This is a genomic window from Rheinheimera sp. F8 (assembly GCF_001518915.1).
Genome location: NZ_CP013656.1, coordinates 2007854 through 2032945, shown reverse-complemented (window position 1 = coordinate 2032945; position 25092 = coordinate 2007854). Strand labels below are relative to the sequence as shown.

The 25092-nt window shown below is 52.2% G+C and carries 24 protein-coding genes; 10 read left to right on the top strand and 14 right to left on the bottom strand.

Annotated features, from left to right (window positions below):
* Window position 1: 1 nt before the first annotated feature.
* Together ampE and ampD are read right to left on the bottom strand one after the other, a co-directional pair.
* On the bottom strand, window positions 2–928 hold the full coding sequence (ampE, locus tag ATY27_RS09220) for a regulatory signaling modulator protein AmpE (protein ID WP_208933225.1): 927 nt from the start codon (window positions 926–928) through the stop codon (window positions 2–4).
* The gene (gene ampD / locus ATY27_RS09215) at window positions 925–1545 is read right to left on the bottom strand and encodes a 1,6-anhydro-N-acetylmuramyl-L-alanine amidase AmpD (protein WP_208933224.1); all 621 of its coding nucleotides are present in this window, start codon (window positions 1543–1545) and stop codon (window positions 925–927) included. The genes ampE and ampD overlap by 4 nt, the downstream gene beginning before the upstream one ends.
* Window positions 1546–1608: 63 nt before the next feature.
* Between ampD and ATY27_RS09210 the strand changes: the two genes are divergently transcribed.
* From ATY27_RS09210 to yacG, 9 genes are all read left to right on the top strand, one after another.
* The gene (locus ATY27_RS09210; protein WP_208933223.1) at window positions 1609–2154 is read left to right on the top strand and encodes a retropepsin-like aspartic protease; all 546 of its coding nucleotides are present in this window, start codon (window positions 1609–1611) and stop codon (window positions 2152–2154) included.
* Between the two features lie 24 nt (window positions 2155–2178).
* On the top strand, window positions 2179–3060 hold the full coding sequence (gene nadC, locus ATY27_RS09205; protein ID WP_208933222.1) for a carboxylating nicotinate-nucleotide diphosphorylase: 882 nt from the start codon (window positions 2179–2181) through the stop codon (window positions 3058–3060).
* 418 nt (window positions 3061–3478) lie between these two features.
* Window positions 3479–3898, top strand: coding sequence for a prepilin-type N-terminal cleavage/methylation domain-containing protein (locus tag ATY27_RS09200; RefSeq protein ID WP_208933220.1), 420 nt, complete (start codon window positions 3479–3481; stop codon window positions 3896–3898).
* Between the two features lie 185 nt (window positions 3899–4083).
* Complete coding sequence (gene pilB / locus ATY27_RS09195) at window positions 4084–5778, top strand: type IV-A pilus assembly ATPase PilB (protein WP_208933218.1); 1695 nt, start codon at window positions 4084–4086, stop codon at window positions 5776–5778.
* A gap of 42 nt (window positions 5779–5820) precedes the next feature.
* Window positions 5821–7047, top strand: coding sequence for a type II secretion system F family protein (locus ATY27_RS09190; protein ID WP_208933216.1), 1227 nt, complete (start codon window positions 5821–5823; stop codon window positions 7045–7047).
* Window positions 7047–7955: an A24 family peptidase gene (locus tag ATY27_RS09185; protein WP_208933214.1), complete on the top strand. Its 909-nt coding sequence runs from the start codon at window positions 7047–7049 to the stop codon at window positions 7953–7955. The genes ATY27_RS09190 and ATY27_RS09185 overlap by 1 nt, the downstream gene beginning before the upstream one ends.
* Window positions 7956–7973: 18 nt before the next feature.
* Window positions 7974–8597, top strand: a complete 624-nt coding sequence (gene coaE, locus ATY27_RS09180) for a dephospho-CoA kinase (protein ID WP_208933212.1) — start codon at window positions 7974–7976, stop codon at window positions 8595–8597.
* 37 nt (window positions 8598–8634) lie between these two features.
* Window positions 8635–9396 carry a cell division protein ZapD gene (gene zapD, locus ATY27_RS09175; RefSeq protein WP_208933210.1) on the top strand — a complete coding sequence of 254 codons (762 nt, stop codon included), beginning with the start codon at window positions 8635–8637 and terminating at the stop codon, window positions 9394–9396.
* A 68-nt stretch (window positions 9397–9464) separates the two neighbouring features.
* Window positions 9465–9701 (top strand): DNA gyrase inhibitor YacG, encoded by a 237-nt coding sequence (yacG, locus tag ATY27_RS09170; protein ID WP_208933208.1) that lies wholly within the window; start codon window positions 9465–9467, stop codon window positions 9699–9701.
* A 12-nt stretch (window positions 9702–9713) separates the two neighbouring features.
* Here yacG and mutT read toward each other — a convergent pair whose 3' ends face one another.
* The 3 genes from mutT to ATY27_RS09155 all read right to left on the bottom strand — a co-directional run bounded on the left by mutT (window position 9714) and on the right by ATY27_RS09155 (window position 14214).
* Window positions 9714–10103: an 8-oxo-dGTP diphosphatase MutT gene (gene mutT, locus ATY27_RS09165; RefSeq protein ID WP_208933206.1), complete on the bottom strand. Its 390-nt coding sequence runs from the start codon at window positions 10101–10103 to the stop codon at window positions 9714–9716.
* 424 nt (window positions 10104–10527) lie between these two features.
* On the bottom strand, window positions 10528–13239 hold the full coding sequence (secA, locus tag ATY27_RS09160; RefSeq protein ID WP_208933205.1) for a preprotein translocase subunit SecA: 2712 nt from the start codon (window positions 13237–13239) through the stop codon (window positions 10528–10530).
* Between the two features lie 18 nt (window positions 13240–13257).
* Complete coding sequence (locus ATY27_RS09155; protein WP_208933203.1) at window positions 13258–14214, bottom strand: M23 family metallopeptidase; 957 nt, start codon at window positions 14212–14214, stop codon at window positions 13258–13260.
* Between the two features lie 26 nt (window positions 14215–14240).
* Between ATY27_RS09155 and ATY27_RS09150 the strand changes: the two genes are divergently transcribed.
* The gene (locus ATY27_RS09150) at window positions 14241–14717 is read left to right on the top strand and encodes a DciA family protein (protein ID WP_208933201.1); all 477 of its coding nucleotides are present in this window, start codon (window positions 14241–14243) and stop codon (window positions 14715–14717) included.
* A gap of 66 nt (window positions 14718–14783) precedes the next feature.
* Here ATY27_RS09150 and lpxC read toward each other — a convergent pair whose 3' ends face one another.
* The 9 genes from lpxC to murD form a co-directional block, all read right to left on the bottom strand.
* On the bottom strand, window positions 14784–15695 hold the full coding sequence (gene lpxC / locus ATY27_RS09145; RefSeq protein WP_208933464.1) for a UDP-3-O-acyl-N-acetylglucosamine deacetylase: 912 nt from the start codon (window positions 15693–15695) through the stop codon (window positions 14784–14786).
* A 142-nt stretch (window positions 15696–15837) separates the two neighbouring features.
* Complete coding sequence (gene ftsZ / locus ATY27_RS09140) at window positions 15838–17052, bottom strand: cell division protein FtsZ (protein ID WP_208933199.1); 1215 nt, start codon at window positions 17050–17052, stop codon at window positions 15838–15840.
* A 25-nt stretch (window positions 17053–17077) separates the two neighbouring features.
* Window positions 17078–18313: a cell division protein FtsA gene (ftsA, locus tag ATY27_RS09135; protein WP_208933198.1), complete on the bottom strand. Its 1236-nt coding sequence runs from the start codon at window positions 18311–18313 to the stop codon at window positions 17078–17080.
* A complete protein-coding gene (locus tag ATY27_RS09130) occupies window positions 18310–19071 on the bottom strand; it encodes a cell division protein FtsQ/DivIB (protein ID WP_208933197.1) in 762 nt (253 codons plus the stop codon). The genes ftsA and ATY27_RS09130 overlap by 4 nt, the downstream gene beginning before the upstream one ends.
* Window positions 19068–19982 carry a D-alanine--D-alanine ligase gene (locus ATY27_RS09125; protein WP_208933196.1) on the bottom strand — a complete coding sequence of 305 codons (915 nt, stop codon included), beginning with the start codon at window positions 19980–19982 and terminating at the stop codon, window positions 19068–19070. The genes ATY27_RS09130 and ATY27_RS09125 overlap by 4 nt, the downstream gene beginning before the upstream one ends.
* Window positions 19979–21400: a UDP-N-acetylmuramate--L-alanine ligase gene (gene murC, locus ATY27_RS09120; RefSeq protein WP_244151420.1), complete on the bottom strand. Its 1422-nt coding sequence runs from the start codon at window positions 21398–21400 to the stop codon at window positions 19979–19981. The genes ATY27_RS09125 and murC overlap by 4 nt, the downstream gene beginning before the upstream one ends.
* Before the next feature lie 37 nt (window positions 21401–21437).
* Complete coding sequence (gene murG, locus ATY27_RS09115; protein WP_208933194.1) at window positions 21438–22553, bottom strand: undecaprenyldiphospho-muramoylpentapeptide beta-N-acetylglucosaminyltransferase; 1116 nt, start codon at window positions 22551–22553, stop codon at window positions 21438–21440.
* Window positions 22546–23745, bottom strand: a complete 1200-nt coding sequence (gene ftsW, locus ATY27_RS09110) for a putative lipid II flippase FtsW (RefSeq protein WP_208933193.1) — start codon at window positions 23743–23745, stop codon at window positions 22546–22548. Before ftsW ends, murG begins: the two co-directional genes overlap by 8 nt.
* On the bottom strand, window positions 23742–25076 hold the full coding sequence (gene murD / locus ATY27_RS09105; protein ID WP_208933192.1) for a UDP-N-acetylmuramoyl-L-alanine--D-glutamate ligase: 1335 nt from the start codon (window positions 25074–25076) through the stop codon (window positions 23742–23744). The genes ftsW and murD overlap by 4 nt, the downstream gene beginning before the upstream one ends.
* Window positions 25077–25092: the final 16 nt, after the last annotated feature.

The following is a 25092-nucleotide window of genomic DNA, read 5'->3' as shown; positions in this document are numbered from 1 at the left end:
GTTAACTCAGCCAACCGCTGAGCGTCAGAACAGCCACCAGGGCAAGGAAAAACAGCACATTGCGTTTTGCCAGAGCAACAGCACTGACCGCTGCTTCCTGCGAATTCAGCAATTCCTCCGGCACTGGCTCAGCCGCCTGACTCAGTTCAGTCAGCAATTGTGGTGCACTCATCTGCATAGCACCGGCATGTTGTAGCAACACCGCGCTGGTGCGGCTGAAGTCACCGACCAACGCCAGGCCTAAACCAAACAATCGGACCGGCAACCAGTCAGCCCAGTGCAGCAGATCATCGGCAAACAGACGCCAGCCGGCTGAGGCCGGTGCAGAGTCAGTGGCAGTAGCCGGCGTTTCGGTCTCAGGCGCAGCGTCATCGGATACCGCTACAGTGTCTGCAGCAGGCAAAACAGTGTTGCGATCGTAAGTCATCGGCTCAGCGAGCTGGCGCAGACAGGCATAAGCCACGGCGCCAAATGCGCCCAGCAGTGCGTACCAAAACAACACGGCGGCATAATAACGAAAATTCAGCCAGATCAACTGCGGTCCATAAGTCAGCTCTGGCGCGCCCTGGGCCTGCCGCATTTGTTGCATGCACAGAAAGGCCGCTTGCTCATCGTCACGCTGACAAGCATTCAAAAATTGCTTGTACTGCTGCCGGTAATGCCAGCTACCAATACAGAGCAACAGCACCACGGTATTCAGCATGAGCTGAAACAACCAGAACTGCACACTATATATAAGCAGCGCAATCACTACCGCCGGCAACAACCACCCGAGCAACAGAAAATAAGGCTGCTGGCGGATACTGCCGACATTGCCGGAACTACAAAACCGCAGGTAAGGCTGTAAGTAAGTCACTAACTGCCAGGCCTGTCCGCGCACCGCGAGACGCTCAACAATTAATGCGATCAGCATGCTTAACAACGTCATAAAGGTTCTCCTGCGCTCGGATCTGAATGGATAGAGTTCGCCGGCGCAACGCCGAGTAACTGAAAATAATACGGCCAGTCAAAAGCTGCGCCCGGATCGGTTTTACGGCCCGACGCAATATCGCTGTGGCCGACAATCCGCTGTGGATTGATTGCCGGGAACTGGCGCAATAACTGTCGGCTGAGACCGGCCAGTGCCAAATATTGCTCCTCGGTATACGGTAGGTCGTCGGTGCCTTCCAGCTCAATACCAATCGAAAAGTCATTACATTTGTCGCGGCCAGCAAACAGGCTGAGACCGGCATGCCAGGCGCGTTTGCTGAAAGGTACATACTGCCAGATGCGGCCATCCCGATAAATTACACAATGCGCCGAGACACGCACGCCTTGCAGCCGGGCAAAGTATGGATGTGCGGTACAATCCAGGCGGCCACCAAAGAAGTCATCAATATAAGGGGTAGAAAAAGTGGCAGGCGGTAAACTGATGTTGTGGATCACCAGCAGACTAATGTCAGCCGGATCGGGTCTGTCGTCAAAATGGCTGCAGGGCCGACTGACCAGTTCCACTGGTTGCGGTTGCTGCAATGCCGCATTAAATGCGGGATCCCGTGGAGCCATACTTGGCAAAGCCTTTCCTCAATGGTTATGCTGTCGCTTTATTCTCTGCGCCATGGCAATTGAATGCAAGCTTCAGATCCGACTCCACCGCCACAACCGCCTGACAGTACCGCACGCTTTGGTCGCAGTTTTGCCTGGATTGCATGGTTGCTGGTCCTGGCGTTGGTATATCTGTTTTTTGATGACGCGCTGGAGCAACAACGTAACCCGAACCAGCAATTGCAGCAAGAACTTGGTGCCACAGGCGAACGGGTGGTTGTGCTGGATGCCAACCGGCAGGGTCATTATGTCGGGACTTTGTTACTGAATGGCCAGCCTGTTGATTTTCTGCTGGATACCGGCGCCACTGCAGTGGCGGTCTCTGAACAGGTTGCAACGCGCACCGGCATGGTCAAAGGGACGCCTTATCAAAGTGCCACTGCCAATGGGGTGGTGACAGTGCATCGCAGCCGGATCGCTGAACTTAAGCTCGGTGACATTGTGCTCCGCGATCTCGACGCCAGTATTGTGCCCAATCTGGCAGGCGCAGAGATTTTGCTAGGAATGAGCGCATTAAACCATTTAGAATTTACTAAACAGCAGCAACAGCTGCGGCTGATCCAAAGATAAGCTGCCCTCAACGATAAGAATGTTATGCAAAGCACTGATACCGAATTAAGCCATCAGGAACGCCTGATGCAAGAGATCCGGCGGGGCGTCAGCCACGCGCTGGCAGAAGATTTAGGCTATTTACCGATCCAGCAAGGCGACATTACCGCCTCTATGATCCCACCTGAGCAACAAGCCACCGCCACAGTTATCACGCGGGAAGACTGTGTGGTCTGTGGCACAGCCTGGGTTGACGAGGTGTTCGCACAACTGTCAGACCAGGCGGTGATCCAATGGTTTGTGCAGGATGGTGACAAAGTGACGGCAAATACGGTGCTGTGTGAAATTAGTGGTCCTGCCCGCATTTTGCTGACCGGCGAGCGTACTGCACTGAATTTTCTGCAGACCTTAAGCGGCACTGCGACGACCACTGCGCGTTATGTCGCGTTATTAAATGGCAGCAAAACCCGGCTGCTGGATACCCGTAAAACGGTGCCCGGTATGCGGCTGGCGCAAAAATACGCCGTTAGCTGTGGCGGCGGCAAAAATCACCGCATTGGTCTGTACGATGCCTTCCTGATCAAGGAAAACCATATAGCGGCCGCCGGTTCCATTGCGAATGCAGTACAAAGTGCGCGACAAAATTTCCCTGGTAAAACGGTCGAGGTCGAAGTCGAAGACTTAACGGAGCTGGAGCAAGCTTTGGCGGCCGGTGCGGATATCATCATGCTGGATAATTTCCATATCGCCGACATCATGCAGGCGGTGGTATTGAATCAGGGTAAAGCAAAGCTGGAGGTCTCCGGCAATGTAACCGCAGAGTCACTGAAAGCGCTGGCCAGTACCAATGTTGACTACATTTCCAGCGGCGCTTTGACTAAAAATGTGCAGGCGATCGACCTGTCCATGCGCTTACGCGTGCGCTGAGCAGCATTTGTTTGCCCTCAGGCAAGCTTGATGCCGCTACCGCAGATTGAATAGCCAGCATATGCTGGCTTTTTATTAGCCGCTTGAACCAAAAAAGCACTGGCTGTCAAGTGTCCTGCGCCGTGATTAACGCAACACATAATTACCCCATTTTATTAACACAATCTTATTCTCTATATATTTCAATGAGTAATTTTGATTGGCTCGAATATTGCATTTTATTCAAAACTTAAACCAATCTGCCAAAATCACCAATTCCCAACTTGGGTAAATCGGAAAAATAACATTTATTTTCATGACGTTATAATGAAAAAAAATAAATAATTACAAAATCGAATTTTTTTCTTGCGTAACATTTAAATTTGTCCAGAATAGAAAACAGCCCCCCGGGTTCATTACACACAAACGGAGATGTACTATGAAACGTAATCAAGGTTTCACCTTAATCGAATTAATGATCGTTGTTGCAATCATCGGTATCCTGGCTGCAGTTGCGCTGCCGGCCTACCAGACATACACGGCAAAAGCTAAATTTTCTGAAGTAGTGAACGCAACAGCAGGTTTGAAAACTGCGGTTGAAGTTTGTGCACTGGACAAAGGCGCAGTGGACGATTGCAGTGACGGTGCGAACGGCCCGGGTTACAACATCGCTGATATCACTGATGCCTACGGCAATGTCGCCGGTGTCACTGTTGCTGGCGGCGTTATTACTGCAACCGCAGGCTCTTCAAACGGCTTAGCCGGCGAAACTTATATTCTTAACGGTACTTTCGCCAATGGCCAGGTTACCTGGAAAAAAGACGAAAACAGTACTTGTGTCGCTGCTGGCTACTGTTAATAGTTTCTCCTGAAAAAAGGCCGCTTTATGCGGCTTTTTTTATTGCGGTTAAAAGTAGTGTTCTGTTGAACACAACAAAATATGGACCCTATCCGGACAATCGCCGTAATTAAACTTGAATCAGCTACTTTTGTTGGCATAATCAGAGATATACTGATTTTTTGCTGTTTTGCAGGACCGTTTTTATGGCACTAAACCCACAATCCATTCTGCTGCGTCGACTGAGCCAGGCAGGTTTAGTGGATTCCGGGTTGGCCCAACGTTTGATAGTCGAAAAATCCAGTCAATATCAAAACGTTGCTGAACTTCTGATCTCCGAAAAACTCATTACTGCAAAATCTCTGGCAGAAAATGTCGCTTCTTTTACCATGCACAGCCTGATCGACCTGGATTTTTATGATCTGGAATTTGTGCCGGAACAGGAACGTAACGAAAAACTGATCCGGAAACATCAGGTACTACCGCTCGGTAAACGCGGCCGGACATTGTTCCTTGGCGTGGTTGATCCAACCGATATGCAGCCAGTGGAAGATTTTGAATTCAGCACCGGTCTGCACGCTGAATTAATTGTGGTTGAATATGACAAACTGCTGAAGCTGATTGAGCGGGTTTTTGACAGTAAAAATACCGATAGCTTTGCTGGTTCTGATTGGGACTTATCGTCGTTAGGTGTGAGCGACAGTGACGAGCTCGACGAAAAACCAGGCAGTGACGCAGAAGACCAGCCAATCATCACCTTCATCAACAAAATGCTGCACGACGCCGTCCGTAAAGGCGCGTCGGATTTGCACTTTGAGCCTTATGAAAAAAGTTACCGCATCCGCTTTCGCATTGACGGCATTTTACATGAAGTAGCTGCACCGCCGGTTGCGCTGGCCGGCAGGCTGTCCGCCCGGCTGAAGGTCATGTCGCGGCTCGATATCGCGGAAAAACGTGTGCCGCAGGATGGTCGGATCAAACTCAAACTGTCACAGAAAAAATCTATCGACTTTCGCGTCAGCAGCTTACCCACCCTGTGGGGCGAAAAAATTGTAATGCGGATCCTCGATTCTGACAGCGCGATGCTTGGCATCGACATTCTGGGTTATGAAGAATCGCAAAAACAATTGTATCTGACCGCACTGGAACAACCTCAGGGCATGATCCTGGTGACAGGCCCCACCGGTAGCGGCAAAACGGTGTCCCTCTATACTGGTTTGAATATTCTGAATACCGAAGAGACGAACATCTCCACCGCCGAAGATCCGGTGGAAATTAACCTAGCGGGTATCAATCAGGTGCAGATGAACGTTAAAGCCGGCCTGACCTTCCCTATCGCACTGAAAGCATTTTTGCGGCAGGACCCGGATGTGATTATGGTCGGTGAGATCCGCGACCTCGAAACCGCTGAGATTGCCATTAAAGCAGCACAAACCGGCCACTTAGTGTTAAGCACCCTGCATACTAATTCCGCCCCTGAAACGCTGACCCGCTTGTTAAACATGGGGGTGCCTGCTTATAACGTGGCCAGCTCAGTCTCATTAATCATTGCACAGCGGCTGGCACGGCGATTATGTAATCACTGTAAAACGCCCGAGCTGTTACCGGAAGCTGAATTGATGCGCCAGGGCTTTACTGCTGAGCAATTGCCTACAATGAAGTTGTTTAAACCAGCCGGCTGCGAGTATTGCACCGGCGGTTATAAAGGCCGTGTTGGTATTTACGAGGTGATGCCCATTTCTGCAGTGATTGCGGAAAAAATCATGGCCGGTGATAACTCGTTAGAAATCGCTAAACAGGCACAGCGCGAAGGTATCAATAATTTACGTCAGTCCGGCTTGTTAAAAGCAGCCGCCGGCCTGACCAGCCTGGCGGAAATTAACCGGGTGACCAACGCCTGACCGGGCATGTAGACGTCAACAGGCTTAGCACAAGGAATTATTATGGCGGCCGCTCCGAAAATAAAAGAGTTGGATAACTACGACTGGAAAGGCATCAACCGGCGCGGCAAAAAAACGCAGGGAGAAATCAAAGCCAGTTCGATCATGGAAGCCAAAGCCTTGTTGCGCCAGCAAGGCATCACGCCGTCTTTGGTGCGTAAACAAGCCAAACCGCTGTTTGGCGGTGACCCTAAAATTGTGCCGGTTGATATCGCCATTGTGACCCGGCAAATCGCCACTATGCTGCAAGCAGGTGTGCCTTTAGTGCAGTCGATTGACCTGATCGCCACAGGTTCAGAGAAAAAAAACCTGCGCGTACTGATGCAGAAAATATCGCTGAAAGTCCAAAGTGGTCTGCCGCTGTCGGAAGTGCTGCGCGAACAACCTAAGTATTTCGATGAGTTGTATTGCGACCTGGTTAAATCCGGCGAACAATCGGGTGCATTGGACCGGATTTTTGATCGCATCGCCATCTACAAAGAAAAAGCCGAAGCGCTGAAGTCAAAAATCAAAAAAGCGATGTTTTACCCGATCGCTGTGGTCATTGTTGCACTGATCGTCACGTCGATTCTGCTGATTTTTGTTGTACCACAATTTGCTGAAATCTTTGCCGGCTTTGGCGCTGAATTGCCGGCATTTACCTTATTTGTCGTCAAACTATCGGAACTGATGCAGGCCTATTGGTGGGTCGTGCTGGGTAGTATTGTGATTGCGTTTAAAGTGATCGGCAAAATGTATAACACCAGCCTGTCGTTTCGTACCGGTGCCGATGCGATGATCCTCAAAGCGCCAGTGGTTGGCGATATTCTGAACAAAGCTGCAGTGGCGCGTTATGCCCGCACTTTATCAACGACCTTTGCCGCTGGTGTACCGCTGATTGAAGCATTAGAATCCGCGGCCGGTGCGGCAGGTAATGAAATTTACCGCAACGCCATCATGGAAGTCCGCGCCGATGTGTCGGCCGGTGGCCAAATGTTCAGTTCAATGAAGACCACCAACCGGTTCCCGGAAATGGTGATCCAGATGGTATCGATTGGGGAAGAATCCGGCTCGCTCGATGATATGCTGGCACGGGTTGCGAATATTTATGAACAGGAAGTCGACGATGCAGTTGACGGCTTAACCGCCCTGCTGGAACCGCTGATTATGGCCGTGCTGGGCGTGTTAATCGGCGGTCTGATCGTTGCGATGTATTTGCCAATTTTCCAAATGGGTGCGGTGATCAAATAATGCCATTTTCCGAACAGTTTCAACTTACTCTTACCTTTTTGCAACAACATCCACTTTGGCTGTTGAGCACTGTGTTCCTGTTCAGCCTGTGTGTCGGCAGTTTTCTGAATGTCGTGATTTACCGATTACCGAAGATGATGGAACAAAGCTGGCAGCAGGAGTACCAGGAGTATTTTCACCCGGCTGACAGTGAACCGACTGATGGCAAACCGGCCACGCCGACTTTTAACCTCGCGACACCGCGTTCACGCTGCCCAAAGTGTAATACGCAGTTGTCAGCGCTCGATAACATCCCCCTGCTCAGCTGGTTAACGTTAGGCGGCAAATGCCGCTACTGTAAAGCGCCAATCAGTGCCCGTTATCCGGCGGTTGAGTTACTCACTGCAGTGTTATCCACCGTGGTGGTATGGCAAACCGGTGCGACAGGCCTTGGCGCACTGATGCTGGTGATAACCTGGTGTCTGATCGCACTGACTTTTATCGATATTGACAAAATGTTGTTGCCGGACCAAATCACCTTGCCATTGCTGTGGCTGGTACTGGCCGCCTCCGCGCTTGGTATTGGCATGGCGCCGCAACAAGCCATCATTGGCGCCGCTTGTGGCTATTTAGCACTGTGGTCGGTGTACTGGGCCTTTAAACTGCTGACCGGCAAAGAAGGTATGGGTTATGGCGACTTTAAACTGCTGGCGATTTTTGGTGCCTTGCTTGGCTGGCAACAGCTGCCGCTGATCATTCTGTTATCGTCGCTGGTCGGTGCTGTGATTGGCAGCATCATGTTAGCGGTGCAGAAAAAGCAGCAAAGCACCGCCATTCCATTTGGTCCTTATATTGCCGCTGCCGGCTGGATCGCGATGTTGTGGGGCACCCAAATCAGTGATGCTTACCTGCGTAGCATTGGTGTGTAAACCAATGAGATATCCGCTGTGAGTCAATTCTGGGTCGGGCTGACCGGCGGCATTGGCAGTGGCAAGTCCACTGTCGCTGAAGAATTTGTCCGGCTCGGCGTTCAGCAAGTTGATGCTGATATTGTCGCGCGGCAAGTTGTCGCGCCGGGCACTGAGGCACTGGATACAATAGTGCAGCAGTTTGGCGACGCAGTCAGAAGCTCAGATGGCCAGCTGGATCGGGCCAGGCTACGCCAGATTGTGTTTAGCGACGAGGCCGCCAAAACCTGGCTGAACCAGTTATTACACCCGCTGATCCGCCAGGAAATGCTCCGGCAGCTATCTGAGGCCACCTCCCCTTACGTGTTACTGGTCGCCCCGTTATTGCTGGAAAACAAACTGGACCAGTTGGTCGATACTGTATTGGTGGTTGATGTGTCTGAACAGACCCAAATCACACGCACCAGCGAGCGCGATGGCAGCCCAATTCCGCTGGTGCAATCGATCATGGCAGCGCAATGCAGCCGACAGCAGCGTCTGGCGCGCGCCAACTACGTGATCAGCAATGAAGGCAGCATCGAAGCCTTACAGGCCAAGGTCGCGGAACTGCACCGGAACTTTCTGCGTTCAGCCGAAGAAAAACTAGCCAAATCGTTGACTTAGGTTTATTTTAATCCAATTATCTGCATAAAAACGGAGTATGCGACTTTTGACAGAAAGCTGCCTGGTATACGAACACCCGCTGAATGAAAAAGTCCGTACTTATTTGCGCGTCGAATACTTGTTTCAACAAGTCCACCATCAGCTTGCATTAGCCAACGAATCGCAACAGCTTGGTTTTTTCACGTCATTATTTGCGCTGATCGAAGTACTGGATCGCAATGACATCCGGCCTGATTTGATTAAAGATGTGGAGCGCTGTGAAGGCGCCTTGGTGAACTGGTCGCGCCACCCGCATATCTCCGATGAATTGCTGAGCAACATGTTGCAAAAATCTGTGCGTCTGCAAAGCGAGTTGCTGCGTGGCGCCAAATTTGCCAATGTGCTTAAAGATGACAAATTTCTCGGCCCACTACGGCAACGCTTTTTTATCCCGGGCGGCACCTGCTATTTTGACCTGCCCCAATTGCAATACTGGTATACGTTGGATCTGGCCACCCGGCATAAACAAGCGCAGGATTGGATCGCACACTTAGCACTGGTCGAGCAGGCTATCAGTTTTGTGCTGACGTTTATCCGCGAACGTGGACAATTCCAGCCTGCCAGTGCTGAAAACGGCTTTTTTCAGAGTAATACTGAACAATTTGAACTGTTACGGGTACGCTACCCGCTCAGCTATGGCTGTTATCCGACCATCAGTGGCAATAAATATCGTTACGCCATCCGCTTTATGCAGCTGTGTGATACACAGGGCCGCGCAACCACTGATCAACAAATTGCTTTTGAACTGGCCTGTTGTTAGAAACTTTAAAGCGAGGCCGCAGATGCCGTATAATAGGCCCCCGTTTTTCCCGCGTTGAGTAACCCCTGATGTCTCCTACTATTGTGCAATGCCCGACTTGTCAGATCGATGTGATCTGGCAGGCTGAGTCGAAGTTCCGGCCATTTTGCAGCGATCGCTGTCGTTTAATAGATTTGGGTGAATGGGCCAGCGAGAGCCGGCGCATCGCCGATAAACGACCACTTGAAGCCGGCATTGGCGATGCCGACCTGTTGGCACTGGAAGACGAACTGATGCAACAGGACAATCAGTTTTTTAAAGACTAAGCGCTACTGTCGTTAAAACAGCGTGGCGACAGCAGCCAGGATCGGCGCATTCGCATCTGGAAACTGATGGTCCTGTAACGCGCTGTGATGCACCCAGGCCACTTGCTGGCCTTCCCGCCCCTCTCCATCGCCTTGTGGGTTTATCACGTGCCATACGTCCAACAGCACGCGTTTTTCCGGATAATCATACTCCAGCTGCAATAACGGTACTGCGTCTGTCACTACCAAACCCACTTCTTCCCATAACTCGCGGTGTAATGCCTGCAATACCGTTTCGTCTTTTTCCACTTTGCCGCCGGGAAACTCCCAGCGTCCGCCCTGATGCAGCTGTTCTGGTCTTTTGCTGATAAACACCTGCTCGCCACGGGTGATCACGCCAACAGCGACATGGATAGATTTCATTGTTTTTCCTTATTTGCATAGTGTCGCTTCAGCGACAAGCGGCGACATCTATTTTTGCCTGAGCACCGCCGAAAATCTCCGGGTACCGCGTACCAGCATTTGCCATTTGCAGAGCAAATGGCGTTCATCAGGCGAAACGCCAAACTGTTGGCGTTTCGAAAGCCCTGAATTCACCATACCGTCCATCCATGGACATCGCCGAAAAACTCCGGGTACCGCGTACCAGCATTTGACATTTGCAGAGCAAATGGCGTTCATCAGGCGAAACGCCAAACTGTTGGCGTTTCAAAAGCCCTGAATTCACCATACCGTCCTTCCATGGACATCGCCGAAAATTGCTCCTGCATTATCGGCATACCGTCCTTCCATGGACATAAAAAAAGCAGAGCGAGCTCTGCTTTTTCCCCTGGCACCGCCGGCTTTATCAGCTCAGCTTGCCATGACACTGTTTGTATTTTTTACCCGAGCCACAAGGACATGGGTCGTTGCGGCCGATTTTATCGGCTTCGCGGAAGACCGGGCCTGGTGGCGTCGCCGGAACTTCGCCCCCCACATGCTCAGCTTCGGCATGTTGGTATTCCATTTCAATCTGCTCGGCTTTGCGGCGCTGCTCTTCAACGGCTTCAACATCTTCCGGTGCACGGATTTGTACGCGACTCAGCACGCCGATCACGTCCAGTTTCAGCTGGTCCAGCATGGTTGAGAACAGTTCGAAGGCTTCGCGTTTGTATTCCTGTTTCGGGTTCTTTTGCGCATAACCACGCAGGTTGATACCCTGACGCAAATGATCCATTGCCGCCAGATGCTCTTTCCAGTGCGTATCAAGGCTTTGCAACATCACTGCTTTTTCAAACTGACGTAGTACCGGCGCACCCACCATCTCTTCTTTGAGCTGATAAGTTTTCTCGACGACATCCTGAATACGCTCACGCAGCTTTTCTTCAAACAGTTTGTTGTCGTCGGCCAGCCATTTTGCAATCGGCATGTCGATGCCAAAGTCTTTGCGGAAACGGGCTTCCAGACCAGGAATATCCCACATTTCATCTAAAGACTGTGGCGGGATATACTGGCTCATCACCGTCTCAACCACATCCTGCCGTACGGCAGCGATAGTTTCGGTAATATCATCCGCAGCCAGCAATTCATTGCGCTGCTCGTACACCACTTTGCGTTGGTCGTTAGCAACGTCATCAAATTCAAGCAATTGCTTACGGATATCAAAGTTACGCGCTTCAACTTTACGCTGGGCGTTTTCAATGGCACGGCTGACCAGTGGGTGTTCAATCGCTTCACCCGGCTCCATGCCGAGTTTCCGCATCATACCGGCCATGCGATCTGACGCGAAAATCCGCATTAACGCATCATCAAGTGCCAGGTAAAAACGGCTGGAACCGGCATCACCCTGACGACCAGCACGACCACGCAGCTGATTATCAATCCGGCGCGATTCATGCCGCTCAGTACCGATGATATGTAAACCACCGGCGGCGATTACCGCGTCATGGCGTTGTTGCCATTCGGCTTTTAATGCCGCAATTTGTTCTTCTGAAGGATTGTCGAGCTTAGCAACATCCGACTGCCAGTTACCGCCAAGCACGATATCGGTACCACGACCGGCCATGTTGGTGGCGATAGTCACTGTGCCCGGACGACCGGCTTCAGCGATGATCTGCGCTTCATTGGCGTGGAATTTGGCATTCAGCACCTGATGCGGGATCTTGTCTTTATGCAGTAACGTCGACAGATACTCTGAGCTTTCAATCGATGCGGTACCGACCAGCACCGGCCGGGCTGCAGCGCGGGTCTGTTCGATATCTTTGATAATCGCCTGATATTTCTCTTCTGCGGTCAGGTACACCAGATCCGGCATATCTTTGCGGACCATAGGTCTGTTCGTTGGTACGACGATGGTTTCAAGGCCATAAATCGTCTGGAATTCAAAAGCTTCTGTATCGGCAGTACCGGTCATGCCGGCCAGTTTGTCGTACAGACGGAAATAATTCTGGAAGGTGATTGAGGCCAGTGTCTGGTTCTCGTTCTGGATCCGCACACCTTCTTTGGCTTCAATCGCCTGGTGCAGACCTTCAGACCAGCGACGACCTTCCATTGTACGGCCGGTGTGTTCGTCGACGATGACAATCTGATTTTCTTTGATCACATAGTCTACGTCTTTCTTAAACAGGTTGTGCGCGCGCAAACCGGCATAAACGTGGTGTAACAAGGTGATATTCGTCGCTGAATACAGCGAATCGCCCGGCTGCATCAGGCCGCGTTCTACCAGAATTTCTTCAACCCGGATCTGACCGCGTTCAGTCAGGTAAATCTGCTTGGCTTTTTCGTCGATGGTGTAATGACCATCGCCCATTTCGCCTTCTTCATCTTCTTTGTCCTGACGCTGCAGCATCGGCACCACCTGATCAATCTGGCGGTACAGCTCTGAGCTGTCCTCAGCCTGGCCGGAGATGATCAATGGGGTACGGGCTTCGTCGATCAGAATGGAGTCGACTTCATCGATGACGGCATAGGCCAAATCACGTTGTACCCGGTCTGGCATACTGAATGCCATATTATCGCGCAGGTAATCAAAGCCAAATTCGTTATTAGTGCCGTAAGTGATGTCGGCGTTATAGGCCTGCTGCTTTTCCATATGCTGCATGCCTGGCACGTTCACACCCACAGTCAAACCGAGGAAATTAAACAGTGGCTCATTGGTGGCCGCATCACGGCGTGCCAGATAGTCGTTGACGGTAATGACGTGCACAGCCCGGCCGCTAAGAGCATTCAGATAGGCCGGTAGTGTTGCAGTCAGCGTTTTACCTTCACCGGTGCGCATTTCAGAGATTTTGCCCTGATGCAGCACAATACCGCCGATCAGCTGGACGTCGAAGTGACGCATGCCAAACACACGTTTACTGGCTTCACGGACAGTGGCAAAGGCTTCAGGCAGTAAATCATCCAGCGAGACACCGTCGGTAAACCGTTGCTTAAAATCCGCGGTTTTCTGTTGCAGTTCAGCATCAGACAAAGCGGCAAACTGGCTTTCCATTGCATTAATCTGTTCTACTGTTTTGCGCAGTTTTTTCAGATAACGATCGTTCCGGCTACCAACTAATTTGGTAAAAAGCTTTCCTAACATTGTCCTGGTACCACTATTTTAATGTTGAGACCGCAGTGCGGTCCTGGCAGAGCCATATAGTCTGTTATTGAGCGGGCCGATGAAAGCCTGCGGATTCATTTGTTTACCATTTCTGAGCACTTCGTAGTGCACATGAGGACCGGTTGATCGGCCGGTGTTGCCCAGCGTAGCCACTTGTTGCCCTTTGTCGACCAACTGGCCAATCTGAACATTCACTGCTTTCGCATGTGCATAGCGGGTGCGATAACCGCCGGCATGTTCAATTTCAACCATCCGGCCGTAGCCAAAACGTTCACCGGCCCAGGTCACGATACCACCGGCAGTCGCTATAACGGCACTGCCCTCTTCACCGGCAAAATCAACCCCCTGATGGATGGCGGGTTCACCGGTAAACGGATCGGTCCGCACGCCAAAAGCTGAGGATAAATACCCGGCAAGCACCGGTCGGCCAGACAACTGACTGTTTAATCCAATATGGTGATTCAGATCGAGAGATTCAAGCAGACTAAAGCGGGATTGTTCGTGCACCAGATCCTGCTCAAGCTCAGACATACGTTGCAGCATATCAGTCACTTCAAACAACCCCTGGCTGCTGGTGGTCTGTGCAGGTCCGCCCATCGGCGGTGGCTGCCGCAGATTAAACTGTTCCGCCGACAGATCAGCGGCATCAATTAATCGTTCGCCGACCATATTCAGGCGATTCACCTGTGCCTGTAACGAGGCAACTTTTGCAGTCAGTGCCGCGATTTGATGCTCGGCTTGTTGGCGGATCGCCAATACCTCGGCATTTTCAGCGGCCACACCTGGCACTGGACTCAGCGGGTAAGTTGCCGGGTCTGTCCAGATCCGGCCTAAGGCCACACCTGCACCGACGGCGATACAAAACAGCAACGCCGCACTGACCAGCCGCTGACTGGCGGTGGTTCCAAAACGACCGCTGTGATGTCGGTCATCCGGAAAAACTGTTAGACTCATGGGACCTCAGTTTCTGTGTTTTTGTTATGGCCCGCTATTCGCGCAAACCTGTCGACCTGATGACGCTGTTGCAACAAAACCCTGTGTATCAGGGGCAACAGCAAGCAGATATAGTGCGACACCTTAATACCGAATTAATGCAGATTCTGCAACTGGAAAAGCTGACTTTCTGTAAGGTGAACCGGGTTCAGGCCGGCCGGGTACAAATTATGTGCAGCTCTGCAAGCTGGGCAATGAGCCTCAAAATGCAGAACGGCGACATTCTAACGAAATTCCGCCAGAATGTCCTGCCTGAATGTATGGGCATTGATATTGAAGTCAATCCGAATCTGGATTTACGTTATCAGACCTTGACCCCACAAGCGGCAGATCAGCCTGCAGCACGCCAAATCAGTGAACAAGCCGCCGGTTATTTGTTAGCGAGCGCGGAGAATGCTGATCCGGTACTGGCCGATAAATTACGCAAACTGGCGGCATTGGCGCAGGCCGGCAAAAAGTCGTGACGGGCTGAGCTTCAGCACAAACAAAAGGCGACCGAAGTCGCCTTTTTGCTGATATGTCTGCCCGGTTTACGCCAGTTGCGGTGCCAGATAAGAAATCGGCAACTGCGCCGGCTTGTCGAAGGTGACAAACTCCCAGTTTTCCTGATTCGCCAGCACCGCGCATAACAGCTGATTGTTCAGTGCATGGCCGGTTTTGTAGGCTTTAAATTCACCCAGAATGCTGTAACCGGCCATATATAAATCGCCGATTGCATCGAGGATCTTGTGTTTAATAAATTCGTCGTCGTAACGCAGGCCATCCTGATTCAGCACACGGAACTCATCCAGCACAACGGCGTTATCAAAACTGCCGCCCAACGCCAGATTATTCGCCCGCAGATATTCAATATCCTGCAGGAAACCAAAAGTGCGGGCACGGCTGATATCTTTGATAAAACCTGCAGCAGAGAAATCAACTTTCATATGCTGACGGGTTTCAGAAATGACCGGATGGTCAAAGTCGATCGCAAAGTCGATGCGAAAACCGTGGTGCGGCTTAAACTCAGCCCACTTGTCGCCATCTTCGACGCGTACGGTTTTCTTTATGCGGATAAACTTTTTCGCCAGTTTCTGTTCAGAAACACCGGCTTCCAGCAGCAGATACACAAATGGATTGGCGCTGCCGTCCATGATCGGGATCTCGGCCGAATCAACCTCAACAATCAGATTGTCGATGCCGAGGCCGGCGACCGCCGCCATCAGGTGTTCAGTCGTCGATAACCGGACGCCCTGAGGATTAATCAGACAGGTACACATCACTGTGTCACCCACCAGTTCCGGTGCGACTTTAAAGTCGACCACCGGGTTCAGATCGACACGACGGAACACAATTCCTGTGTTGTCAGGCGCAGGCCGGAGAGTAAGCGTAACCTTTTCGCCTTTGTGTAAACCCACTCCGATGGAGCTGATGGTCTTCGTGATAGTACGTTGTTTAATCATCATTTTTTCCTGTTCAAAAACTGAACAATCCCAAACGGCGGCGAAGCATAGCATATGTTAACAACATTGCCAATGCTACAGGTCCGACTTCAGACTGGCTTTATGACTGAAAGTTTCAGCTTAAATCCAGCGATTTTTTCGATTAATCGGCTTGCTTGCGCAGGAACGCCGGGATGTCGAAAATATCAATATTGGCTTTGTTATCGGCCTGTGGCTTGCTTTGTGGCGCTTCTACTGCCGCCATCGCTGGCTGCGCATCACGCATTTCACGCGCTGTGTTACCGGCATGACCATACACGCTGCCGCCGTGACCATAACCGGCAGGCGAGCCAGCACTGTAACCACCGCGTACTGGCTCGGCACGGTGATGACCATGTACCAGGCTGATATCCGGACGGCGTTCTGCGCCAATACCGGTTGCAACCACAGTCACGCGCAGTTCATCCGACATTTCCGGATCAATGACCGCACCAACAACAACAGTCGCATTCTCAGACGCGAAAGCTTTGACGGCGTTACCAACAATTTCAAACTCTTCGATGGTCAGGTCTAAACCAGCAGTGATATTGACCAGAATGCCTTTCGCACCAGACAAATCAATATCTTCCAGCAGCGGGCTGGAAATCGCCTGCTCTGCAGCTTCTTCCGCGCGGTCCGGACCAGTGGCACGGCCAGTACCCATCATTGCAGTTCCCATTTCTGACATCACGGTACGCACGTCGGCGAAATCGACGTTGATGAGGCCAGGACGAGTGATCAGTTCGGCAATACCCTGAACAGCGCCAAGCAGTACATTGTTCGCAGCTTTAAATGCATCGAGCAGGCTGGTGCCTTTGCCCAATACTTTTAATAATTTATCGTTTGGAATAGTGATCAAAGAATCGACATGTTTTGCCAGTTCATTGATACCTTCGTCGGCGTAATTGGAGCGTTTTTTGCCTTCAAACGGGAATGGCTTGGTCACGACAGCAACAGTCAGAATACCCAGCTCTTTGGCCACTTGTGCGACGATTGGCGCTGCACCAGTACCAGTACCACCACCCATACCGGCGGCGATAAATACCATGTCCGCACCCATGATGGTTTTTTTGATGGTGTCACGGTCTTCTTCTGCAGAACGACGACCAACTTCCGGATTGGCACCGGCACCTAAACCTTTGGTCACATTCGCGCCCAGTTGCAGCGTAACATTCGCGGACGAATTACGCAGTGCCTGCGCATCGGTATTGGCGGCAATAAATTCCACCCCTTCAATGTTGCTGGCAACCATGTATTCGACAGCGTTACCGCCACCGCCACCGACGCCAACCACTTTGATGACAGCTTCTTCGCTGTGGTTTTCCATTAACTCAAACATGTTGCTCTCTCCGTTTTACGCTTACTCAAAACTCGCCTTTAAACCAGCTGGTCAGTTTTTTCACAAAACCGCCAACTGACTCCCGTGCCGCCACTGCTTTTTTCTGCTGGGCACGTGCATCTTTGCCATACAATAACAGACCGACCACACTGGCATAAGCCGGGTCGTTCACATACTCGGTCAAACCGGTAATATTGGCCGGATAACCCAGCCGCACCGGCATCTGGAAAATATCTTCGGCAAACTCGACCGCCCCTTCCATCTTGGCGGTACCACCGGTCAGTACCACACCGGCGGCAATTTGCTCTTCCAGACCACTGGCGCGGATCTCTTCCACCACCAGTTCAAATAATTCCTGATAACGCGGCTCCACCACTTCGGCCAGCGTGTGCCGTGACATGCTGCGGGCAGGACGGCCGCCCACGCTTGGCACTTCAATGTTTTCTTCTTTACCCACCATGCTGCGCAGCGCGCAGGCATACTGAATTTTAATATCTTCAGCATGGCCAATCGGCGTACGGAAGATCTTGGCGATATCGCTGGTAACCTGATTACCGGCTACCGGGATCACCGCGGTGTGCCGCAACGCACCGTTGGTATAAATCGAAATATCGATAGTACCGCCACCCATATCGACGACACAGACACCCAGTTCTTTTTCATCGTCGGTCAGGATGGCAAAGCTTGACGCCAGCGAGCTGAATATCAGCTGATCAACATGTAAACTACAGCGCTCGACACATTTTTCAATGTTCTTCGCCATATCGTTGGCGCAGGTGATGATGTGTGCTTTAGCTTCCATCCGCACCCCGGACATGCCGATCGGGCTTTTAATACCTTCCTGCATGTCAACCGAAAATTCCTGTGGCAACACATGCAACAACCGGCGTTCAGCGGAAATGGGCACCGATTTGGCGGCGTGGATCACGTTCGCCACGTCTTCAGCGGTCACTTCAGTGTCGTTGATCGGCACCATGCCACTTTCGTTCTGACAACGGATATGTTTGCCGGTAATGCCCAAATACACAGACGACACGCGACAATCGGCCATCAGTTCAGCTTCATCAATGGCACGTTGCACCGATTGCACTACCAGATTCAAATCGTTGACACCACCTTTATCCATACCGCGGGCAATGTGCGTGCCGACGCCGACAATCGCCAGCTGGTTATCTGCGGTGATCTCACCGACCACGGCTTTAATTTGCGAGGTGCCGATATCTAAGCCAACAATCAGATCCCGATCTAACGACTTGGTCATGCTTTTCTCTTTTCCGTTATCACCGGAGGCGCGTACTGCACCGCCAATCCTGTGTCATACCGCAAATCGACTTGTACTATCGCTTCCGGTTTATGTTTTACCACCACCGGATACAGGTCGATAAATCGCTGTACCCGTTTTAATGTATCTTCGCGACCCAATTTCAGGGCGATACCGTTGCTGAGCTGGACTTCCCAGGCAAAGCGTTCAGTCACTGACAAGCCTGCCGCATCAAACTGATGTAACGCCAGCAACGCCTGCACTTTACCGTACATACTCAGTGCGTCCTGCTCGGCGCCTTCCGGGCCAAACAGTTTTGGCAAAGCCGCCTGCAGTTGTTCCAGCGGCGCGCGGAACACTTCGCCGCGTTTGTTCAGCAGATAGTCTTTGTTCCAGATCGCCACAGGGCTGTGTTCAGTCACCACCACCACCAGGGTACCGGGCCACTGTTTTCGCACAGCCACCTGATGCACCCATGGCTGTTGCTGTAAAAAGGCGGCGATCTCGTCGACATCCAGTTTGAAATAGTTGCCAACCAGATGCTGCTGCAACTTGCTGTGCAGTTGCCCGGGCTGGATATGGCCAAAATCACCATAGAGCTTCACTTGTTTGATCGGCGCGGTCTGCTGATGTTGCATCCAGCTGCTGACCTTCACACCGAACCAAATCACCAGCGCCAGTGCACAGAAAAAAAACACCACACCACCAACAAAAGCCGGGGTGTAAGGGGTTTTCTGACTCTGACGCAGTGCACTCATAGCGATTGCTCTAATATCTTCGCGACTAGTTGTTCAAAGCTGTAACCGGCCGCACGTGCGGCCATCGGCACCAGCGATTTTTCAGTCATACCCGGTACTGTATTCACTTCGAGCAAGCGGAACTGGCCATCGCTGTCGAGCATCGCATCGACGCGGCCCCAGCCGCTGGCGCCGACAGCTTTAAAAGCGGCCATCGCCGATTGTTGCAAGCTGGCTGTTTGTTCTGCGCTGATTGGCGCCGGACACAGATACTCAGTGCTGTTCGACTGATACTTAGCTTCGTAATCATAAAACGCACGCGGCGTGCGCATTTCAATCACCGGCAGCGCCTGGCCATCTAACATCGACACAGTAAATTCACGGCCGTTAATCCACTGTTCCACCAACACAGCATCGTCATATTCAAACGCCAGCGCTAACGCCTGTTCCAGCTCTGCAGCGGTCGTGGCCGCAGACATACCGATACTCGAACCTTCATTGGCCGGCTTGACCATTACTTTGCCATTAAGCTCTGCCAGCATTGCGGCGTAATCAATATTCTCGCCTTTTTGCGCGACGCGAAATGGCGCTGTCGGTAAACCATGCGCGCTAAACAAAAATTTGCAGCGAATTTTGTCCATTGCCAACGCTGAACCGAGCACACCTGAGCCGGTGTAAGGCATATCATGCAGTTGCAGCGCGCCCTGCATCGTGCCGTCTTCGCCGCCACGGCCATGCAATACGATAAACACCCGGTCAAAGGCCTGAGTTTCCAACGCGCTGAGTGGTTGCTCTTTTGGATCAAAGGCATGGGCATCAATGCCTTGCGCCTGTAATGCTTTAAGCACTGCAGCACCTGACTTCAGCGACACTTCCCGTTCCGCTGAAGTCCCGCCAAACATCACGGCGACTTTGCCAAATTTACTGCTCATGATGCACTCCCGGCGCTTTGTTTCATCAATTCAATATTCAGTTGCTGCGCCGCCAGCTGTTTTGCCAGCGCACCTATATTGCCGGCACCTTGTGTCATCAGCACATCGCCATCCTGTAACACATCAGCCAGTGCCGCGGCTAAATCGGCCGGCGTGGCGACATAAATAGGATCGAGCTGGCCGCGGGCACGGATGCTGCGGCATAAGCTGCGGCTATCGGCGCCTGCAATTGGCGCTTCACCAGCGCTGTACACTTCCAGCAACAATAAACTGTCGACAGTGGACAACACTTTGGCAAAATCTTCGTATAAATCGCGGGTGCGGGTGTAGCGGTGAGGCTGATACGCCATCACCAGGCGCCGCTCTGGCCAGGCGCTGCGGGCAGCGGCCACGGTTGCAGCCACTTCGCTTGGATGATGGCCATAATCATCGACCAGCAACACTTTGCCTCGACCAGTGTCGAATTCGCCGTACTGCTGGAAACGCCGGCCGATACCTTCAAACTTTTTCAGCGCAGCCAGAATAGCTGTTTCCGGCACGCCCTCATCCTGCGACATGGCAAAAGCCGCCGTCGCGTTTAATGCGTTGTGGCGGCCGGCCAGGTTCAGCTCGATGCTGCGGCTGTGTTTGGCCGGGTCTGTCACGACAAAATGCGTTTTGGTACCGGCCTGACTGAATTCGCTGATGCGATAATCAGCATCGTCGCTAAAGCCGTACGTGATCACAGTGCGGCCAATGCGTGGCATCAGTTCACGTAACACCGGGTCATCGATACACAGCACCACAGCGCCGTAAAATGGCAGGTTGTGGCAGAATTCCAGGTAGGTCGATTTCATCTTTTCGAAATCGCCCTGATAGGTTTCCATGTGGTCCGGTTCGATATTGGTAATGATGGCGGCCATTGGCTGCAGATGCAGGAAGGACGCATCGCTTTCGTCCGCTTCCGCGATTAGGAAACGGCCAGAACCCAGCCGGGCATTAGTGCCGGCAGAATTCAATAATCCGCCGATGACAAAAGTCGGATCAGCACCAGCTTCAGCAAAAATGGACGACACCAGACTGGTGGTGGTGGTTTTACCGTGGGTGCCGGCGATGGCAATGCCATGGCGGTAACGCATCAGTTCAGCCAGCATCTGGGCGCGTCGCACCACCGGAATACGTTGTTCCAGTGCAGCGCTGACTTCCGGGTTATCAGCTTTCACAGCGCTGGACACCACAACCACGCTGGCGCCCTGAATATGCGCTGCGTCGTGGCCAAATTTAATCTCGGCACCCAGTGCCGTCAGTCGTTCGACCACCGGATTAGGGCCCAAATCTGAGCCAGAAATTTTGTAACCTTCATTCAGCAGGACTTCGGCGATACCGCCCATCCCTGCACCACCAATCCCGACAAAATGAATGCGATCAACACGACGCATTGCAGTTTTCTCCGGGTGCATGGTTTTCATTATCATATTAATTCACACCTGTCAGACGTCGACAAACATCTGCAACCTGTTCAGCTGCATCGTCGATGGCACAAGAACGTGCCAGTTGTGCCATGTGCGCCAGTGGCGTCTTATCGGACAACCAGCTTTGCAGCAGCGGCACTAAAATTTCCGGTTTTAATTCAGCCTGAGGCAGCAATAATGCAGCCTGCTTCGATACCAACACACTGGCGTTAGCCGTCTGATGATCATCAATTGCCGTCGGCAGAGGTACAAACAGCGCTGCCACCCCGACACAAGCCACTTCACTGACCGTCAGTGCGCCGGCCCGGCAAATCACCACATCAGCCCAACGATAGGCCTCGGCCATATCGTCAATAAAAGCAGTGACTTGCACTTCAAGATTTGCCGGCTTGGTGGCATAGGCCAATTCGGTTTGTACCTGTTCAAGTTGTCCGGTCTGATGACGGACCTTGATCTGGCCAGAAGCCGCGGCCTGCTTCAGGATCGGCGGTAAAGCCTGATTAAAAACCCTGGCTCCTAAACTACCACCGACGATCAAAATATTTAAGCTTTTCTGCAAATAATTCTGCGGATTTAACCCGATTAGCGCCTGGCGTACCGGATTTCCCAACACAATCCGCTGTGGCTGATCGGAAAAGGCTTGCGGGAACGCGACCAACACCTGATCGGCGATGCGCGCTAACAACTTATTGGTCGTCCCAGCTACGGCATTTTGTTCATGGATCACCAGCGGAATGCCATCCAGCCAGGCGGCAAATCCGCCAGGACCACTGGCATAGCCACCAAATCCAAGTACCAGACTGGGTCTGAGTTGTTTTACCAGCGATCTGACCTGACAAACTGAACGCCACAACATCCATGGCGCTTGCAACAGCGAACGCCAGCCTTTGCCACGTAAACCGGCCACGCTGATTGTATGCAGCGGATAACCAAACCCCGGCACCAGCCGCGCTTCCATCCGATCCGCAGTACCGAGCCAATGGACGACCCAGCCATCAGCAGCCAGCACATCAGCCACGGCGCGCGCCGGAAAAATATGACCACCGGTGCCGCCAGCCATGATCAGCACTGTTGGTCTGAGTGCATTCGCCGGAACTTCCGGTATGGTAAGTTCAGGCATGAACGCCTCCGCTGATCGCGTGTTTGCCTTTGAGGCGCACTTCAAAATCGATTCTGAGCACAATGGCTGCGGCCACCAGCATGATCACCAGACTACTGCCGCCTGAGCTGACAAACGGTAGCGTCAGGCCTTTGGTTGGCAACGCGCCGGTCGCCACGCCGATATTGACGAAGGTCTGACAGCCAATCCAGATCGCGATGGAATACGCCAGAAAGCCATGAAAACTCATACCTTTTTGCACTGCGCGTTTCCCAATCCACAGCGCCCGCACCAGCATCAGAAATAACAAGCCGCCAACCGTGATGACGCCCAATAAGCCGGTTTCCTCTGCGATGATTGCCAGTATAAAATCGGTATGAGCCTCCGGCAGATACTCCAGTTTTTGCACTGAATTGCCGAGACCTTGACCTGAAAGACCACCACGGCCAAACGCCATCAGCGATTGCGTCAGCTGATAACCGCTGCCAAAGGGGTCGGCCCACGGATCCAGAAACGCAGTCACCCGTCGCCAGCGATATTCGCTGTAGACAATCAACACCGCCATCGATGCCAGACCGGTCAGGATCAAGCCAAAAAACTGCCAAAGCTTGGCACCGGCTAAAAACAACAGCACTACGCTGGTGCCGAACATCACAATCACAGTACCGAGGTCGGGCTGCATCAGCAGTAATACCGCAAACACAAATAACACCAACAACGGCTTTAAAAAGCCTTTAAAGTTTTCAATGACTTCTTCATGCCGGCGCACCAGATAGCTCGACAAGTAGATAAAAAAGAATAACTTGGCCGGTTCTGCCGCCTGAATACCAATAGGACCAACATAGAGCCAGCGGGTACTGCCGTTGACGTTGCGGCCAAACGCCAGAACGGCGATGAGGCCGAGGATCCCCAACACCAGCAACACCATACTGCCTTGCAGCCACCGATCAATAGGGACATTCAGTGCCAGATAGGCGCAGCCGACACCAATCACAATGTAAACAAGATGACGGATCGCATAATGCAGCGGCTCGCCAAACAATCGTTCCGCCACCGGCACTGAGGCGCTGGTGACCATGACAAAACCGATACCGAGCAACAGGATCATCAGCGTAAAGAAAAAACGGTCATAACTGACGCCATCTTCCGCGCGCCACCAGTCGACCCAATGCTCGACTAACTGTTCGCCATGTTGCACTAACCACGCTTTCATTTGATCACCTGCAGCACAGCATCAGCGAACAAACGGCCGCGTTCTTCGTAGTTTTTAAACATATCCAGGCTGGCACAAGCCGGCGATAACAACACCATGTCACCGGTGTTGGCCAGTGCCGCGGCCTGTTTAACCGCAGCAGTCAAATCGGCAACCTGGATCGAACCAGGTACCAAAGACGCAATGGCCGGACCGTCGCGTCCAAGCGTGATCACCTGATCCACCTGTTGCCGCAATACGGTCGCCAGCTCAGAAAAATCAACGCCTTTACCATCGCCACCGGCGATCAGAATTAACTTGCCCGACACATCGGCGCGCAAGCCTGCGATCGCCGCCAACGTGGCGCCTACATTGGTCGCCTTGGAATCATTGACCCAACGCACACCCGCATGGTCAGCCACTAAGGCACAACGATGTGGTAATGGCTGATAGGTTTTTAACGCCTGTACCAATGCTTCGCGACTGCAGCCAACCGCTAAGGCTAAAGCACAAGACGCCAGTGCATTAAATTGATTATGCCGGCCGACCATTGACATCTGGTTCACCGGCATTAACGGCGCACCATCGACCAACAACCAGGTTTCACCCTGCTGTTGCACCAGACCATAACCATCCTGCGGTTGTTGCAGGTTCAGGCCAATTTGTGGCGCAGCGCAACCGAGTGGCCGCGTCAGTGGGTCTTCGGCGTTGTAGATCGCCACATCGGTATGCAGATAAATCCGTTGTTTAGCTGCAGTATAGGCGGCCATGGTGCCGTGGCGATCGAGATGATCTTCGGTCACGTTCAGATTCGCCGCCGCACGTAGTTTTAAACTATGGGTCGTGTCGAGCTGAAAACTGGACAACTCCAGCACATAGACTTTTGCGTCAGTTCTTTCCAGCGCATCCAATACTGCCAGACCAATATTGCCGGCGGCTAAAGCGTTGATGCCGCTGCAATTCAGCATATGTTCGGTCAGTGTAGTGACTGTCGATTTACCGTTTGAACCAGTCACGGCCACTACCGGTTTCTCATTACACAGGGCGAATAACTCCACGTCGCCCATCAGCTGTGCGCCCTGCGCTGTGGCAAATCGGATCGCTGGATGACTGGTATCCAGACCCGGACTGACCAGCAGCACATCCATTCGTGCCAGCCGGTTCGCGTCCAGTTCGCCACAATAAATACCATCGACTTTTTCCGCCGGAATGGCCTCAACGCCTGCCACTTTGAAGCGGGTATCCATCAGCACCGGCTTGACGCCTTGTTTCAGCAAAAAACGCACAGTCGCAAGGCCGGTCACCCCAAGCCCAATCACCGCTACTCTTTTGCCCTGAAACAGCTTTGTCATGCGAGAATATTCCTTT

Coding starts and splice junctions, on each gene's coding strand:
- ftsW (WP_208933193.1), bottom strand. CDS start 23,745: ATGAAAGCGTGGTTAGTGCAACATGGCGAACAGTTAGTCGAGCATTGG.
- nadC (WP_208933222.1), top strand. CDS start 2,179: ATGCAAAGCACTGATACCGAATTAAGCCATCAGGAACGCCTGATGCAA.
- ATY27_RS09125 (WP_208933196.1), bottom strand. CDS start 19,982: ATGAGCAGTAAATTTGGCAAAGTCGCCGTGATGTTTGGCGGGACTTCA.
- murD (WP_208933192.1), bottom strand. CDS start 25,076: ATGACAAAGCTGTTTCAGGGCAAAAGAGTAGCGGTGATTGGGCTTGGG.
- zapD (WP_208933210.1), top strand. CDS start 8,635: ATGCGACTTTTGACAGAAAGCTGCCTGGTATACGAACACCCGCTGAAT.
- ATY27_RS09155 (WP_208933203.1), bottom strand. CDS start 14,214: ATGAGTCTAACAGTTTTTCCGGATGACCGACATCACAGCGGTCGTTTT.
- ATY27_RS09130 (WP_208933197.1), bottom strand. CDS start 19,071: ATGAGTGCACTGCGTCAGAGTCAGAAAACCCCTTACACCCCGGCTTTT.
- lpxC (WP_208933464.1), bottom strand. CDS start 15,695: ATGATTAAACAACGTACTATCACGAAGACCATCAGCTCCATCGGAGTG.
- ATY27_RS09150 (WP_208933201.1), top strand. CDS start 14,241: ATGGCCCGCTATTCGCGCAAACCTGTCGACCTGATGACGCTGTTGCAA.
- yacG (WP_208933208.1), top strand. CDS start 9,465: ATGTCTCCTACTATTGTGCAATGCCCGACTTGTCAGATCGATGTGATC.
- ATY27_RS09185 (WP_208933214.1), top strand. CDS start 7,047: ATGCCATTTTCCGAACAGTTTCAACTTACTCTTACCTTTTTGCAACAA.
- murC (WP_244151420.1), bottom strand. CDS start 21,400: ATGCGTCGTGTTGATCGCATTCATTTTGTCGGGATTGGTGGTGCAGGG.
- mutT (WP_208933206.1), bottom strand. CDS start 10,103: ATGAAATCTATCCATGTCGCTGTTGGCGTGATCACCCGTGGCGAGCAG.
- murG (WP_208933194.1), bottom strand. CDS start 22,553: ATGCCTGAACTTACCATACCGGAAGTTCCGGCGAATGCACTCAGACCA.
- pilB (WP_208933218.1), top strand. CDS start 4,084: ATGGCACTAAACCCACAATCCATTCTGCTGCGTCGACTGAGCCAGGCA.
- ATY27_RS09210 (WP_208933223.1), top strand. CDS start 1,609: ATGCAAGCTTCAGATCCGACTCCACCGCCACAACCGCCTGACAGTACC.
- ATY27_RS09200 (WP_208933220.1), top strand. CDS start 3,479: ATGAAACGTAATCAAGGTTTCACCTTAATCGAATTAATGATCGTTGTT.
- ftsA (WP_208933198.1), bottom strand. CDS start 18,313: ATGACCAAGTCGTTAGATCGGGATCTGATTGTTGGCTTAGATATCGGC.
- secA (WP_208933205.1), bottom strand. CDS start 13,239: ATGTTAGGAAAGCTTTTTACCAAATTAGTTGGTAGCCGGAACGATCGT.
- ampE (WP_208933225.1), bottom strand. CDS start 928: ATGACGTTGTTAAGCATGCTGATCGCATTAATTGTTGAGCGTCTCGCG.
- ftsZ (WP_208933199.1), bottom strand. CDS start 17,052: ATGTTTGAGTTAATGGAAAACCACAGCGAAGAAGCTGTCATCAAAGTG.
- ATY27_RS09190 (WP_208933216.1), top strand. CDS start 5,821: ATGGCGGCCGCTCCGAAAATAAAAGAGTTGGATAACTACGACTGGAAA.
- ampD (WP_208933224.1), bottom strand. CDS start 1,545: ATGGCTCCACGGGATCCCGCATTTAATGCGGCATTGCAGCAACCGCAA.